11 protein-coding genes and 1 other RNA gene are annotated in these 15,050 nt (G+C 51.4%); 5 read left to right on the top strand and 7 right to left on the bottom strand.

Annotated features, from left to right (window positions below; all coding sequences use genetic code 11):
• Positions 1–7: 7 nt before the first annotated feature.
• Positions 8–706, top strand: a complete 699-nt coding sequence (gene ubiG, locus GOC95_RS02045; RefSeq protein WP_275355406.1) for a bifunctional 2-polyprenyl-6-hydroxyphenol methylase/3-demethylubiquinol 3-O-methyltransferase UbiG — start codon at positions 8–10, stop codon at positions 704–706.
• A gap of 4 nt (positions 707–710) precedes the next feature.
• The gene (locus tag GOC95_RS02040; RefSeq protein ID WP_275355404.1) at positions 711–1,355 is read left to right on the top strand and encodes an HAD-IA family hydrolase; all 645 of its coding nucleotides are present in this window, start codon (positions 711–713) and stop codon (positions 1,353–1,355) included.
• A 44-nt stretch (positions 1,356–1,399) separates the two neighbouring features.
• Here the strand turns inward: GOC95_RS02040 and GOC95_RS02035 are convergent, their stop codons facing one another.
• The 5 genes from GOC95_RS02035 to ffs all read right to left on the bottom strand — a co-directional run bounded on the left by GOC95_RS02035 (position 1,400) and on the right by ffs (position 6,990).
• A complete protein-coding gene (locus GOC95_RS02035; RefSeq protein WP_275355403.1) occupies positions 1,400–3,781 on the bottom strand; it encodes an EAL domain-containing protein in 2,382 nt (793 codons plus the stop codon).
• A 218-nt stretch (positions 3,782–3,999) separates the two neighbouring features.
• Complete coding sequence (recR, locus tag GOC95_RS02030) at positions 4,000–4,599, bottom strand: recombination mediator RecR (RefSeq protein ID WP_194747727.1); 600 nt, start codon at positions 4,597–4,599, stop codon at positions 4,000–4,002.
• Positions 4,600–4,642: 43 nt separating this feature from the next.
• On the bottom strand, positions 4,643–4,951 hold the full coding sequence (locus tag GOC95_RS02025) for a YbaB/EbfC family nucleoid-associated protein (RefSeq protein WP_275355401.1): 309 nt from the start codon (positions 4,949–4,951) through the stop codon (positions 4,643–4,645).
• Positions 4,952–4,976: 25 nt separating this feature from the next.
• Positions 4,977–6,767 (bottom strand): DNA polymerase III subunit gamma/tau, encoded by a 1,791-nt coding sequence (dnaX, locus tag GOC95_RS02020; RefSeq protein ID WP_275355399.1) that lies wholly within the window; start codon positions 6,765–6,767, stop codon positions 4,977–4,979.
• A gap of 126 nt (positions 6,768–6,893) precedes the next feature.
• Positions 6,894–6,990: signal recognition particle sRNA small type (gene ffs, locus GOC95_RS02015), an RNA gene on the bottom strand.
• A gap of 203 nt (positions 6,991–7,193) precedes the next feature.
• Here ffs and GOC95_RS02010 point away from each other — a divergent pair.
• The 3 genes from GOC95_RS02010 (at position 7,194) to GOC95_RS02000 (ending at position 10,956) form a co-directional block, all read left to right on the top strand.
• The gene (locus GOC95_RS02010) at positions 7,194–8,996 is read left to right on the top strand and encodes a GGDEF domain-containing protein (RefSeq protein ID WP_275355397.1); all 1,803 of its coding nucleotides are present in this window, start codon (positions 7,194–7,196) and stop codon (positions 8,994–8,996) included.
• Between the two features lie 118 nt (positions 8,997–9,114).
• On the top strand, positions 9,115–10,233 hold the full coding sequence (locus GOC95_RS02005) for an ATP-binding protein (protein ID WP_275355396.1): 1,119 nt from the start codon (positions 9,115–9,117) through the stop codon (positions 10,231–10,233).
• An 81-nt stretch (positions 10,234–10,314) separates the two neighbouring features.
• The gene (locus tag GOC95_RS02000; RefSeq protein WP_275355394.1) at positions 10,315–10,956 is read left to right on the top strand and encodes a response regulator transcription factor; all 642 of its coding nucleotides are present in this window, start codon (positions 10,315–10,317) and stop codon (positions 10,954–10,956) included.
• A gap of 70 nt (positions 10,957–11,026) precedes the next feature.
• On the opposite strand, the gene pgi is transcribed toward GOC95_RS02000, so the two are convergent.
• Entirely contained in the window at positions 11,027–12,679 is a 1,653-nt protein-coding gene (pgi, locus tag GOC95_RS01995) for a glucose-6-phosphate isomerase (protein WP_275355392.1), read from the bottom strand.
• 126 nt (positions 12,680–12,805) lie between these two features.
• Positions 12,806–15,022 (bottom strand): 1,4-alpha-glucan branching protein GlgB, encoded by a 2,217-nt coding sequence (gene glgB / locus GOC95_RS01990; RefSeq protein WP_275355390.1) that lies wholly within the window; start codon positions 15,020–15,022, stop codon positions 12,806–12,808.
• Between the last annotated feature and the right edge of the window lie 28 nt (positions 15,023–15,050).

Raw genomic sequence — 15,050 nt, 5'->3', positions numbered from 1 at the left:
AAACATCATGGCCAATGTCGAAATTGCAGAAGTAAACAAATTTGCTGAACTGGCACACCAGTGGTGGGATCAGCAAGGTGTCTTCAAACCTTTACATCAGTTGAACCCAATACGTTTAAATTATATTGACAGTCGCGCGTTGCTTAAGGGCAAACAGGTCCTCGATGTCGGCTGTGGTGGCGGTATTCTGAGTGAGTCCATGGCACAACGTGGTGCCCACGTGATGGGGATTGATATGGCAGACAAGTCGCTGCAGGTGGCGCAATTACATGCGCTTGAAGCAGGGGCACAGGTTTCTTATCGCTGTATTGCCGTGGAAGCGCTGGCTGCAGAAATGCCGGAGCAGTTTGATGTGGTGACCTGCATGGAAATGCTGGAGCATGTTCCCGACCCATCCAGCGTGGTGCGTGCTTGCGCTGCACTGGTCAAGCCGGGGGGGCAATTGTTTTTTTCCACGCTTAATCGCAATGCCAAGGCATACCTGATGGCGGTGGTCGGGGCTGAGTATGTCCTCAATCTGCTTCCCAAAGGCACACATGATTACAGCAAGTTTATCAAGCCGTCTGAGTTAGCGAGCTGGTTACGTCAATCTGGACTGGAGTTACAGCATCAGACTGGCGTCACTTATGACCCTTTCAGTAAACAATATAAATTGACAACAGATACCAGCGTTAACTACATGCTGCATGCGATCAAAGAGGGTTGAGCACATGCAAGCCGTATTATTTGATCTGGATGGGACGTTGGTAGATACCGCTCCAGATTTGGCATATGCACTTAATTTGCAGCGTGAACGGCATGGATTGCCCTTTTTACCAGAAGCGACGATTCGCCCCTATGCCTCGCATGGGTCTCGAGGGCTGCTGGAAATCGGATTTGGTCTGTTACCGGATCATGCTGAGTTTGAACAGATGCGCACTGAATATCTGGAGTTATACACGCAAGTCATGACTCGTCAGCCACAATTGTTTGACGGCATGGCAGAGGTATTAGAGGGCATTGAGCAGCGGGGGCTGCGCTGGGGGATTGTCACCAATAAACCACGACGGTTTACCTTGCCGATGATCGCACACATGGCGCTGGATAGCCGCGCGGGTGCGGTCATCAGCGGAGATGATGCGCCCCAGCCCAAGCCGTCGCCCCAAACACTGTTATTGGCCTGTGAGCGTATGCAGCTTGATCCTGAACAAGTGGTGTATGTTGGCGATGCCGAGCGAGATGTGCAGGCCGGTAATGCAGCGGGCATGACAACGCTGGTGGCTTTGTTTGGCTACCTGTCAGACATTGATCGGCCTGAGGCATGGGGTGCGGATGGCTATATTCAGCAGCCCCAGGACTTGCTGGCGTATTTATAACTGAGCAGATTCCGCGCCAATTTATCATTGCGCTTGCCGCTCAGCTAATTGCGCTTGCTGCTGAGTACCGCCATTGCCGCAATATTAATATCTGCAACTAAAATACTGGCCAACTGGCCGTCCTCGCCCAAGATAGGCAGGGAGACCGTGAGGCAAAAGTCTTCGGTAGCGGTAGACAGATAAATGCTTGAAATATAAGGTGCCTGTGTTTCTGCCACGCGACGATAGTAGGCTTGTTGGCTCCGGTCTATGCCTGCACCGCCAGCCTTGATTTTTCCATACATGTTGGGATTTATCCAGTTGGCATAGCGCTGCATACCGTTTGGCTCTAACTCAAAGATCACCTCAAAGAAGGGAAATTCGGCAAAGCAGCTATCCAAATCATGGGCGCCTGTCGAACGTTGCGTGTGTAGCAGCGACTGTAAGGCGGACAGTGCTTTTTGCTGCCAGTCTGAATAAAATTCTTTTTTCGGCAGGATGGTTTGTGGCGGCGTATCTTCTACAACCACAATGCTGCCGATATTGGCCTTGCCTATCTTTTTAAGCAGCGCTGCGCGTTCCGCGGCAATGACGCTGTTTTCGAGCTCGCCTTGTTTGCCATTCACCACCGCAATCGAGACACTGGCGACCGGGTGATCCTTACCGTCTTCGGTGGTAAAAAATCCTCGTTCTAGATCTGTCGCGTCATACAGATGCACGGCCAGGGCCTGAAACTGGCTAATGATATGCAATAAAGTGTCATTAAGGGTAGGCGCTTTATGATCATAGATCAGCACAAAGTCATCGCCACCAATATGGCCTACCATCACGCCCGCTTTATCCTGAAACTCCTGTCGGATGATTTCGGAGAGGAGTCGTATCATGGCATCGCCACGGATAAAACCGTAGCGGTCGTTATAGGCCTTGAAATGATCCAGATCTATGTAGATCAGTTGCGTATTGGGGTTGTTACGCAAGCTGTTATCCAGGGTTTGTCTGAGTGTGGGGCCTGTCGTCAGATGGCTTAAGGGGTGCAGATTGCCGGTCGCAGTTTTGCGGCTGATCAACTGGGCCATGATTTCCATCGGCTGCAAGATACCGACATAGCCACCTTCGTCATTGACGGTGATCCAGATGTCGATATTGCCACGCTCCAGATAAAAAATGCGCGCAAGCACAGAAGAGGGTAGTTTATGGTTGATGACCTTGGGCAAGGGGTCGCAACAAGCGCCCAGGCCAGTGGGTTTCTTGGAGAATACTTTGCCCCGCCGCAATACCCCCAGCGGTTTTTGCCCGTCCAGCACCACGGCTGTTGCAATATCGGCATGCGCGTGAAACAAGCGTCTGGCTTCTGCCAACGTGCAGCTGACATCAATTGTCAAGCCGTGGCTAATATATTCACCAATATGAAAATCATCAGGAATATGCGAACGGTGGGCTTCATCCCGTACGGGCAGTGCCGCCACCTTGTCGCTCGGCGTGCTTTGTGGCTGGGCAAAATAATGGCCCTGGGCATAATGCAGGCCTAGATCCTGGCAATAGGTAATATCCTCTACGCGCTCCAGCCCTTCAGCGATAATGGTGCATCCCAGTCGTTGCGCCATCGAAATAATCGCCTCAAGTAACACTGTCCTCACACGGCTGCCTTGTGCTTCATGCACAATGGCACGGTCTATCTTGATAAAGTCAGCCCGTACCTCAGCCAGGATGCGCAAACCGTTAAAGCCGGAACCCATGTCATCCAGTGCGATGCGCAGACCATGCATACGGATTTCATCGCAGTAGCGCGCCAGCACTTCGGGATTGGTTTTTTCACTCTCAACAATTTCGATGACGATATCCCGTCGATCAATCTGCTGCTGGTTCAAGAGGTTTAAAATAAAATTGAGCCAGCCTGGACTCATGATTGTTTGTGGCAGCACATTGATAAAGAGGGGCTTGTCCACAGAAATTGATTGTGACTTGCCCATCAGCGCCAACTGTTGGCAGGCCAGGTCTAACTCGTGGCTGCGTTTAACCTCGGCGGCAAGGGCGAAAGCCTCCATGCCGTTGAGCCACTTGCCTTCTGGTGTTTTCAGTCTGCACAAGGCTTCAAAGCCAAAGACTTTGCCGCTCTGGCCAAAGTCGACAATCGGTTGATAATGCATTTGCACATGTGGCGTCAGCTCAGACAGCAGCCACGGGTATTTATGCCTAGCATAAAAGGTATTGAATGGCATGGTGGCCTGCAAGGCCTCCATTGGATGCATGGCCTGCTTGTCCTGTGACACCAGCACCCAGGTATCTCTGAGCGTATGTGCAGGTTCCTCGGCAATGACACGGTCTAAAATCTGCAGTAGTTCTGCTTCAGTCTCATAACTGAAAGATGCGGTGTTGATGCCTGAAAAATGCGGACTTTCAGAGTTGGTATGACTATTGGCGTCAAAAGTATGCAGAAATAATTCCATGGAATACGACCTTGCTTTTATTTTTATTAGCTCACGATAATGACGTCTCGCCTGATTAAAAACCGCGGGAGGCTGTCATTTGTATAACGACAGGACAGAGTGTTTATGAAGAGAAAAAACGAAGATAAAAGACAAGTGTGCTTAAAAACTTGTTAAGGTCTTGGCACAAGGGCATCAAATACAGCAGTTATCTTGACTGCTTGACGATTGCTTTGCTGTTAAGTGACGGCTTTTCTTTCCAGCAACGCGGTAGACAGCGTGCCACTGTCCACATACTCAATCTCACCACCCATCGGCAACCCACGCGCAATCCGGCTGACGCGAATGCCACGCGATTTGAGCATCTGCCCAATATAGTGTGCAGTGGCTTCACCCTCGGAGGTAAAGTTGGTGGCAATAATCACTTCGTTTATCGCGCTGTCCTGTGCACGTTTGAGCAGTTTATCCAGGTGAATGTCTTTGGGCCCAATGCCATCCATGGGCGAGAGTTTTCCCATTAATACAAAATATTGGCCCTGATAGCTACGCGTATTCTCCAGCATCATGAGGTCGGTCGGCATCTCCACCACACATAGCGTGGATTTGTCTCTGTGGGTATCCTGGCACACGCTGCATACGCGATGCTCGCTGAAGTTGTTGCAATAATCGCAATGCGCCAGCTTATCCAGCGCCTGTTGTAGACTGGCTGCCAGCTTTTGTGCACCTTCACGGTCACGTTGCAGCAAGTGATAGGCCATCCGCGTGGAGGATTTAGGCCCCACGCCCGGCAGACAGCGCAGGGCACTGATCAGCTGATCCAGAACTGCCGGGTGATTCACGCCTGGTCTCCGCGTCGACGATAATATGGGTGGGCGTCAGGCACTAGAACGGCAACTTGAAGCCTGGTGGCATCAGGCCACTCATTTTCGCTGAACTGGTCGCTTCGGCTTTCGTTTTCGCATCTTTCAACGCAATCATAAGCAAGTCTTCCAGTGTTTCTTTGTCATCCATGGCCGCGTCATCAATCTGTACGCGTTTCACATCATTGCTACAGGTCATGGTCACTTTGACCATGCCATTGCTGGCAATACCTTCCACCTCAGTGTTTGCCAGTTCTGCCTGGGCTTTTTGCATATTGGCTTGCATCATTTGGGCCTGTTTCATCATATTGCCCATGCCACCTTTCATCATTGTCTGCTCCTGAAGTTACGTGTGGTTAATGTAAGGGTTTAATGGAATTTGGCACTATCGTTGCGCCCATTTCCTGCATCAGGCCTTGCACAAAGCGGTCACTCATAATCGCTTGTGTAGCCTGATCCTGTAATTCTGCTTTTTCGACGGCCAGCTGTCTGGCGGGCGTATTGGCTTCCTGGCTGGTGGTGATGATCAGTTGCAAGCGGCGGCCAAAATGGCTGTTTAAAGCAGCATTGAGTTTTTCGAGATAATTGGCACTGGCCAGGTGTTTATGTGACTCGCTAATCCGCAATGTCATGGCATCGTCCTCAAACTGGACCAGCTCGCAATTTTGTGCCAGTGCGCGTACCAGGCCCAATTTGCTCAAATGGTTCTCTACCAGCGCGCGCCAGTTGCCATCCCAGTCCAATGCAGCGCTTGTTTCTTGCGTCTCAGGCATTGCAACATGTACTGCTTCACTGGCAACGGCTGTCGGTGCTGGGGCCGAAAGCGCTGGCTGCGACATTTCTGCCAGGGGGGCAGTGGTGAAAGATGCGCCTGGTTCAGTAGCACTTTCGGGAGCCTGTTCCACCGCACGCTTGCGCATCGCATGATCCGCTGTTGCAGGGTTGGTTGCGCTGCTGGCTTGATAACTTTGCGCCAAGGCGGCGCGCGCGCTGCCAACACTCGGAGCGCTGCCACGGCCATGACCTTCTGTGCTTGACGGGGGCGCGGGTGTGGGGGCCGTTGCATCGGCTTTAAATGCCAGCATACGCAACAGCGTCATGGTAAAGCCTGCATAAGCATCCGGGGCCAGGCCAATATCGCGGTGACCTAAAATAGCAATCTGATAATACAGCTGCAGGGTTTCTGCGGGCAAGGCTGCGGCAAGTTCCAGCAAGTTCTGCCGCTCGGGGTGATCGTCTGCAATTGATTGGGGCGCGTATTGCGCGACAGCTAGCACATGCAACAAAGCTGCAAGATCGTTCAGGGCACTTTCAAAGCCGATGCTGCGCGACTCCATTTGCTGTGCGATATTGAGCAGGCTGGCTGCATCTTGTGCGATCAACGCCCGCAACAAATCATACAGGTAGCTTTGGTCAATCGCCCCCAGCATGCTGCGCACATCGCTTTCGCGGACGGACTGGTTGCCATAAGCAATTGCCTGGTCGGTCAGTGAGAGCGCGTCACGCATGCTGCCATTGGCCGCACGGGCTATCAGCTGTAATGCGGGCGCCTCAAATGGAATTTGCTCCTTGCCCAGAATGTCTTGCAAGTGGGCGGTAATGGTACTGCTGGCCATTTGGCGCAGGTTGAATTGCAGGCAGCGCGACAAAATGGTGACCGGAACTTTTTGTGGATCTGTGGTCGCCAGAATGAATTTGACGTGGGCAGGCGGCTCCTCCAGCGTTTTCAGCATGGCATTAAACGCCTCTTTGGTCAGCATATGCACTTCGTCTATCATGTAGACCTTGAAGCGGCCGGAGGACGGCGCGTAGATCGCCTGCTCAAGCAAGCTCACCATGTCTGCAATACCGCGGTTAGAGGCCGCATCCATTTCCACGTAATCTACATACCGGCCGATATCAATCGCACGGCATGCTTCGCACTCGCCGCAAGGCGTTGCGGTGATGCCGGTCGCACAGTTCAGCGATTTTGCCAGAATACGGGAGAGGGTGGTCTTGCCAACGCCACGGGTGCCGGTAAACAGGTAAGCATGATGCAGGCGCTGTTGGCTCAGAGCATTGCTCAGGGCCTGGACCACATGGTCCTGGCCCACCAGACTGGCAAAAGATTTGGGGCGCCATTTACGCGCCAACACTTGGTAAGACATCGCGCACTCTACTGATTAAAAGCAATAAGGCAAACCTGTACTTTAGCCTATTTTGCCGACTCATGCTTGCCACAAACCATAACATTAAGATCAACGCTGGCATGACAAACAGAAGGGCTGGAGAGAAGGGGCGAGCCCAACCCCCGGCACTTGCTTGATAGTTGTGGCTGCTTGCTTCCGCACCTGACCAGGTTGGCTACCTTACAATGCGGGGAGGCCCGCGGACGCTATTGTAACGCAAAAACGTTTTTTTACCGCCTTATTTTCGCCGTGCCTCATTTCACCTGCAGAGGTAAAGCTTCTGAAATAAACAATTATTTACCTTCTTATACACCAATAAATTCCAATCATCGCCCCGCATAATATTTGCATCCTATTAATTTTAGTGTGATTTGGCAGAAAACGATGGCAGCAAACGGATCATCCATGACAGCTTCAGAAGTTGCACGTGAAACCATCAAGCAAATGGCTGTCAGGCGTGTCGAACCGACACCGGACAATTACATGCAGATTTACTATGAGATTGCAGGTAAACCGGTGAAGGAGGATGCTGCCAGTGCGTTGCGCAAGGCATTGAAGCAGTTGCCCCACGACACGCTGGAGCAAACCAACTGGATTAACCGCTGGGAAAAAGTGCTTAAACAGGATAACTGGCAAGGGCTGGGGGAATTGCTGACTGAGGCCATGCAACAGCAGCTTAGTCATTCCACCAAATGGCCCAAGGCGATTCGTGTTTTATTGCAAGCCTGGGACGACAAGCGCAGTGGCATAGATACTGCCAGAAAGCGTGAGACGCTGGAACGTGTGCTCATTAATTTTGGTGATGACGAGAGCCTGTCCGACAAGTTGATCGGCATGGCGAATATGTGGTTGCCTTCTGAAGCCCGGGTTGAGGGGATTGCCTTGACTGATGCGGCTGACGCGTCCACAGCTTCGACGTCGCAACCTGTCTTGGATATATCCAGTGAACAAGGTTTGCCCTCTGAAGTACAGCAGTTCCATGGCGCTTTTACCATTTTGCAGACCTTGTTGAAGCAAACACTTTACCTGGGCTTGATTCCCCGTTTGCAAGGGTATCCAGACTTGCAGGCGGAGGCGGTGGCCCTGCAGGAATCTGCCGAGCGCGCTAAAAAGCTTAAAGAGTGGGAGGCTTTGGCCAAGTCACTTAAAGCGTTATTGATGCGGGTCGAGGTGATGGGCGCGCAAGAGGATGACGTGCGTGGCGACATTATCGACTTGTTGCATTTGCTACTGGAAAATATCGGTGAACTGGTGGCTGAAGATAGCTGGCTGAGTGGTCAGGTCTATGCTGTACAGTCGATTATTACCGGTCCGCTGGATAGAACCAAGCTTAAACAAGCCGAAAAAAGCCTCAAAGAGGTTATTTACAAGCAAGGACTGGTCAAGCACAGTCTGATTGAGGCGAGGAACTCATTTAAAACCTTAATCAGTACTTTTATTGATAAGCTCAAATATATGGGTGAAGCCAGCGAACTCTACAGTGGCAAAATCGAGACCTATGCCAAAGAGCTCTCTCAAACTGATGATTTGATTAAAATTAATGAGCTGGTCAACCAGTTGATGCGCGATACTTCTGTCATGCAGACCGACATCCTGCGTTCGCGCGATGACTTGCTTATCCAACAGAGCAAGGCAACGGATACGCAAGACCGTATTGATCAATTGCAACTGGAGTTGCAGCAGTTGAGTGAGGTCGTCAGAATTGACCAACTCACCGGCGTGCTCAATCGCCGCGGTATGGACGATGCCTTCCAGGCCGAGATTGCGCGTTTTCAGCGTAGCGGTGAGTCATTTAGTGTGGCTTTGCTCGACATCGATAATTTTAAATCGCTCAATGACCAGCATGGGCATGCCGCCGGGGATGCTGCGCTCAAACATCTGGCTTCAGTGGTAAAACGTGCGGTGAGGCCGACGGATATTGTGACCAGAATGGGGGGCGAAGAGTTTGTTGTCATTCTGCCCAAGACCGACTTGCAAGAGGCGGTGATCATTATGTCGCGCTTGCAGCGATCACTGACCAAAGAGTACTTCATGGGTAATAACCAAAAGCTGCTGATCACCTTTAGTGCAGGTGTCGCCTTGTTCCAGAAAGAGGACGATGTCAGTGCCATCTTGTTGCGCGCAGATCAGGCCATGTACCTGGCCAAAAAACGCGGCAAAAACCGGGTGATGACTGAAACTGATCTAGTTGGCACCGTCAATCCCTAGCTTGTGCGCTTGGTCAGCACTTTGTTGATCGACAGCGGTTTTATCCGGGATCACTGACTGTCATATCCAGCCGTGGGTTGACATGATATGCTAGCTGGCATCTTGATTGAGGTGCCATGTGTCTACGCCAGCCAGCCATTTTCCTATTGATAGTGTCCAACATGCCTTGCATGAAAGCGAGCGCAGATTCTCCGCCATTGTTTCCAGCATTCCAGGACTCGTGTTCCAGATGCATATGACTGCAGATGCTCAAGTGGTTTTTACTTATGTGAGTGAGGGCTGCGAAGCCTTGCTGGGTATCCCGGCCGCAGCATTGCTCAAGGATGCCAACACCCTGTTTGATGCCATGGATCAACCTTCCGCCCATCTGTTCAAGCAAAACTTGCAAAAATCCGCCCGGCAACACAAACGCCTGGATTGGGAAGGACAAATCTGGATTGCCGACTGGCAAGACATGAAATGGGTCAATATCCGGGCTACCGTGCAAGACTTGGGGCAGGGCGCGGTGCAGTGGGATGGCATTATGCTCAATATTAGCCAGAGTAAGCATGAAAAACAGGAGATCGAGCAAGCCAGGCAAGATCTGCAGGCACTGACGGCGCACTTGAACCAGGTCAAAGAGCAGGAGCGCGTGTCGATTGCGCGTGAAATTCATGATGACCTCGGCGGCAACCTGACTGCGATGAAGCTGGGCTTGTCGACCATCATCCAGCAAATTGAGGCCGGTGAGCCGGTCAACCTCGAGCAAGCGCATTTGTTGCAAGGGATCATCAACCAGACGTTTGATTCCGTACATCGTATTTCTGGCAATTTGCGACCCAACATTCTCGATCTGGGGCTGGTGGATGCGCTGGAGTGGCAGGTGAGCCAGTTCAAAAAGCAATTAGGCATCTCGGCAAAATTTATCACCAATTGTCATGATTTGGAGTGTGATCCCGATCAATCCATGGCGTTGTTCCGGATTTGTCAGGAGGCGCTCTCGAACATCGCCAAATATGCGCAGGCCAATGCGGTCGAAGTGGAGCTCAGCCTCAAGGATCAGCTGTTATTCATGAACATCACGGATAATGGCATCGGCATTGCCCCTGCCGACAAGATCAAATCGAACGCATTTGGCCTGAGAGGTATGCAGGAAAGAGCGGCGGCACTGGGGGGCGAGTGCCAGATTGAATCTTCCAGCGCCGCATCTGGCACTTGTATCCGGGTGCAAGCGCCGTTCAAGCCCGCAGAGTCGTGACAGAATGGCTGATCCGATTTACAATCAACAGCGCAGTTTCTGGATTAGCCATGGTGCAACCAGCAAAACAGAGGGATCAGGTTGGATATACAAAAAATAAAAGTCATTATCGTAGATGACCATGCCATCTTACGTTCTGGCATCAAGCAAATATTGCTTGCGAGTGGGGATATTGATGTCGTCGGTGAGGCGGAGAATGTTGCGCAGGCGATTAAATGTGTACGTGAAGTGGCTGCCGATGTCATGCTACTGGACATTTCGTTGCCGGATAAAACCGGCATAGAAGCCTTAAAGCTCATCAAGCGAGAAAATGCTGCGCTCAACATCTTGATGCTTTCCATGTACATGGAAGAGCAGTATGCCGTGCGCTCCATTCGTTCTGGCGCTTCTGGCTACCTGTGCAAGCATACGGCGTCAGAAGAGTTGCTCACCGCCATACACACGCTGGCCAAAGGCAAAAAATACATTACCCCCAACGTGGCAGAGATTCTGGCCGAGCAGGTGGGGAATGATTATGCGGTGGCCTTGCACGAAACCCTTTCAGATCGCGAGTTTCAGGTCATGCGCATGATTGCTTCCGGGCAGTCAGTCAGTGAGATTGCAGATAAACTCGCATTGTCGGTGAAAACGGTCAGCATGTACCGGACGCGGCTGCTCGAAAAAATGCATCTTAAACATAATGCCGATATCACCCATTACGCCATCAAGAACCAATTGGTTTAGGGGCGCTTGAGATAGCACCGCACAATAAAAAAGGCCTCAATAGAGGCCTTTTTTAATATTAATCAATATGCTATGAAATTTTCTTCGCGTAATTGATTAAGCCGTTGGTTGAGCTATCAAAGCTGTTTACCGGCTCGTTGGTATTCAGCTGTGGCAGAATTTGGCTCGCAATCTGCTTACCATATTCCACACCCCACTGGTCATAGCTGTTAATGTCCCAGATCATGCCTTGCACAAAAATCTTGTGCTCATAAAGCGCAATCAGTTTACCCAAGGTAAAGGGTGTGAGCTGTTTAAACAGGATAGACGTGGTTGGGCGGTTGCCTTCAAACACTTTATGCGGCAGCAGATCTTCCAGTGCCTGGCCGCTCATGCCTTGTGCTTCCAGTTCGGCACGTGCTTCTTCACGGGTTTTGCCCAACATCAAGGCTTGGGTTTGTGCCAGGAAGTTAGCCAGCAGGATTTTATGGTGCTGATCGTCTGGGCTACCCACTTTGTAATGGCTGTTGGCTGGCATCAAAAAGTCTGCCGGAACCATTTGTGTGCCCTGGTGAATCAACTGGTAAAACGCATGCTGGCCATTGGTGCCAGCTTCGCCCCAGATGACCGGGCCCGTTTTGTAGCTGACGCGGCTACCGTCACGGCAAATAAATTTGCCATTACTTTCCATGTCTGCTTGTTGCAGATAGGCCGCAAAGCGAGACATGCCCTGGTCATAAGGCAAAATCGCGTGCGTATCAACATGGAAGAAATTGTTGTACCAGACACCCAGCAAGGCCATGATGACAGGCATGTTCTGTTCCAGTGGCGCCGACAAGAAGTGCTGATCCATGGCGTGACCGCCTGCCAGCAACTGTTCAAAGTTGTCCATGCCGACATAGAGCGCAATGGACAGACCGATGGCTGACCACAGGGAGTAACGACCACCTACCCAGTCCCAGAAAGCAAACATGTTGTTGGTGTCTATGCCGAATGCCTGCACGGCCTTGGCATTGGTGGACAGCGCGACAAAATGTTTGGCCACATGCTGATCTTGTTTAGCTGCTTGCAGGAACCAGCGGCGCGCTGAGTGCGCGTTGGTCATGGTTTCCTGGGTGGTAAAGGTTTTGGAGGCAACGATGAACAGGGTGGTTTCAGGGTCGCAGACTTCCAGCACACGCATCAAGTGCGCGCCATCAATGTTGGAAACAAAGTGGGCTTTCAAGTTGGGGCTGGCGTAGGGTTTTAACGCATCACATGCCATGACTGGACCGAGGTCTGAGCCACCAATACCGATATTTACGATATCGGTAATCCGTTTGCCGGTGAATCCTGTCCATTGGCCGTTGCGTACTTGCTCGGTAAAGGCCCGCATTTGCGCCAGTACGGCGTTCACTTCTGGCATCACATCCTTGCCATCCACATACACCGGTGTATTACTGCGGTTACGCAGGGCGGTGTGCAGCACTGCACGCTTTTCGGTAATGTTTATTTTTTCGCCGCTGAACATGCGGCTGCGCCATTGCTCAATATTTGAGTCGCGCGCTAACTGGAATAACTGGGACAGGGTTTCTTTAGTGATACGGTGCTTGGAGTAGTCCAGCAGGATGTCGTCCACCGTTAAACTGAATTCTTCGAAGCGTTTGGGGTTTTGGTTAAACAGATCGCGCATTTGAACATCGCGCATTTCAATTTGATGCTGGTTCAGCGCATGCCAGCTCGGATGTGTGGTTAGTTTTGCCATGTCGTGTTGTTACTATCGTTTTTCAAGTCAATTAAATTTACGGGGCCAGACAAGGCAATCTCTGAATTTTCTTGTCTGGCCAAAAATCTTTACTGCCAGGCTACATCATATAGTCAGTGTAACCAGTTATTGTAACTGAAGTATGACACCCCCAAGTGGCGGCAAGTTTAGGCTGATGGAGGCTGGCTGGTTCATCCATGGCACGGGGTCACTAGGACAGCCGGAACCATTACCAACATTGCTGCCACCATAACAAGCGGCGTCACTGTTAAACAATTCCTGATAGTAACCCGATTGTGGTACGCCCAAACGGTATTGATGGCGCGGTACCGGTGTGAAATTAAGTAGGATTATAACAAAACTATGGTCTTTGCCGCGTCTGACGTAGCTTAATATTGATTGCGCGGCATCTTCGCAGTCTATCCATTGAAAGCCCTGTGCATCAAAGTCATGGGCATGGAGTGCGCTTTGATGGCGATAGAGCCAGTTGAGGTCCTTGCAAACGCGCTGTATACCTCGATGCAGGTCATGGTCAGCGGCAGTGTCTTCAAGTAAATGCCAGTCCAGGCTTTGGTTGACACGCCACTCACGGCGCTGGGCAATTTCATTGCCCATAAAGTTGAGCTTTTTACCTGGCATGGTCATTTGCAAGGTCATCAACAGACGCAAGTTGGCGAATTTTTGCCAATCATCCCCAGGCATTTTTTCGAGTAAGGACTTTTTGCCGTGGACCACTTCGTCGTGCGAGAACGGCAGGACAAAGTTCTCGGAATAAGCGTACATCTGACCAAAGGTCAGGCGATTATGGTGGTATTGGCGGTAGACCGGATCCAGTTGCATGTAGGTCAGGACATCATTCATCCAGCCCATATTCCATTTCATACTGAACCCCAGGCCCCCGGCATAGACCGGTCGCGAAACGGCGGGCCAGGCCGTTGATTCCTCGGCTATCGTCAATGCGCCGGGGAAGCGTTCGCCCACCATCACGTTCAGTTGCTTGAGAAACTCGATCACGTCCAGGTTTTCACGTCCGCCATAGACATTAGGCAACCATTCTCCATCTTTGCGCGAGTAATCCAGGTAGAGCATGGACGCCACGGCATCCACACGCAAGCCGTCAATGTGAAACTCTTGCAGCCAGTAATAAGCATTGCTGAGTAAAAAGCTGCGCACTTCATTGCGGCCATAATTGAAGATATAGGTGCCCCAGTCCATATGTTCGCCCAGGCGGGGGTCTGCATGTTCATACAGCGCCGTGCCATCAAAACGCGCCAGCGCCCAGTCATCTTTGGGGAAGTGACCAGGGACCCAGTCCAGAATGACGCCGATATTGGCGGCATGACAGCGGTCAATAAAATACTTAAGATCATCCGGACTGCCATAGCGCTGGGTGGGGGCAAAGTAGCCCGTCACCTGATAACCCCAGGATTCATTCAGCGGATGTTCGGCAATTGGTAATAGCTCGATATGGGTATAGCCCATCTCTAGCAAATGTGGAATCAGCGCCTCTGCGATGGCGCGATAGCCCATAAAGTGGCCGTTTGGGTCTCGTTGCCAACTGCCTAAATGCACTTCATAACAGTTAAAGGGTGCATGCAGCCAGTCATGCTGCTGGCGTTGCTGCAACCAGCCATCATCTTGCCAGGTGTACTCGCTGTGGCAGATACGATTGGCCGTGCCGGGCCTAGGCTCAAAGGCTCTGCCATAGGGGTCGGCCTTGAGCATGACATAGCCATGCTCTCGGTTGCGGATTTCGAATTTATATAAATCATGTTCAGTCAGGTGGGGAATAAATAACTCCCAAATGCCGGTGCTGCCGATGACACGCATGGCATGGATACGGCCATCCCACTGGTTAAAGTTGCCAACTACGCTGACCCGTGACGCATTGGGCGCCCAGACAGCAAATCGGACGCCTGGCACCCCATTCACCTGCATGGGGACTGCGCCCAGGGTATTGTAGGCCTGGTAAAAACGACCTTCAGCAAACAGATACAGGTCATCGGCAGACACGGTGCTGTCAAAACCATAGACATCCAGGGTTTCGTAACGGCTAGCTTGCCCCTTGGGCTGAATTTGCAGTGGGACAGGGGTTGAAATCGGATTATCTGACTCGTAAATAAACAAGCCCTGGGCATGCGCCTGCTGCATGGGCTGCCAATTTTTGCCATTGTTGAGCCATACTTGTTCTGCCGTTGGTATGAACACACGCACCTGCCAGCGCTTGGTTTTCGCATCCTGATGCGACCCCAAATATTCAAAGGGATTATGATGGGTGGCGTCTAAAATCCGTTGCAAATGATGATTGTCGGTGGCAATTTGATGAGAAGCTTTGGCAGTCATGCTGTCGGTATCCGGTTAAGCAGATTCC

It is taken from the genome of Methylophilus sp. YYY-1, from assembly GCF_029132825.1.
In the GTDB taxonomy this organism is placed as follows: Bacteria; Pseudomonadota; Gammaproteobacteria; order Burkholderiales; family Methylophilaceae; genus Methylophilus; species Methylophilus glucosoxydans.
Note: the sequence above shows the minus strand (reverse complement) of the source record. Positions and strands in the feature narration are given on the sequence as shown.

Excerpts from the sequence above, each read along its gene's own strand:
- ubiG (WP_275355406.1), top strand. The coding sequence starts at position 8 with ATGGCCAATGTCGAAATTGCAGAAGTAAACAAATTTGCTGAACTGGCA.
- GOC95_RS02040 (WP_275355404.1), top strand. The coding sequence starts at position 711 with ATGCAAGCCGTATTATTTGATCTGGATGGGACGTTGGTAGATACCGCT.
- GOC95_RS02035 (WP_275355403.1), bottom strand. The coding sequence starts at position 3,781 with ATGGAATTATTTCTGCATACTTTTGACGCCAATAGTCATACCAACTCT.
- GOC95_RS02025 (WP_275355401.1), bottom strand. The coding sequence starts at position 4,951 with ATGATGAAAGGTGGCATGGGCAATATGATGAAACAGGCCCAAATGATG.
- dnaX (WP_275355399.1), bottom strand. The coding sequence starts at position 6,767 with ATGTCTTACCAAGTGTTGGCGCGTAAATGGCGCCCCAAATCTTTTGCC.
- GOC95_RS02010 (WP_275355397.1), top strand. The coding sequence starts at position 7,194 with ATGACAGCTTCAGAAGTTGCACGTGAAACCATCAAGCAAATGGCTGTC.
- pgi (WP_275355392.1), bottom strand. The coding sequence starts at position 12,679 with ATGGCAAAACTAACCACACATCCGAGCTGGCATGCGCTGAACCAGCAT.
- glgB (WP_275355390.1), bottom strand. The coding sequence starts at position 15,022 with ATGACTGCCAAAGCTTCTCATCAAATTGCCACCGACAATCATCATTTG.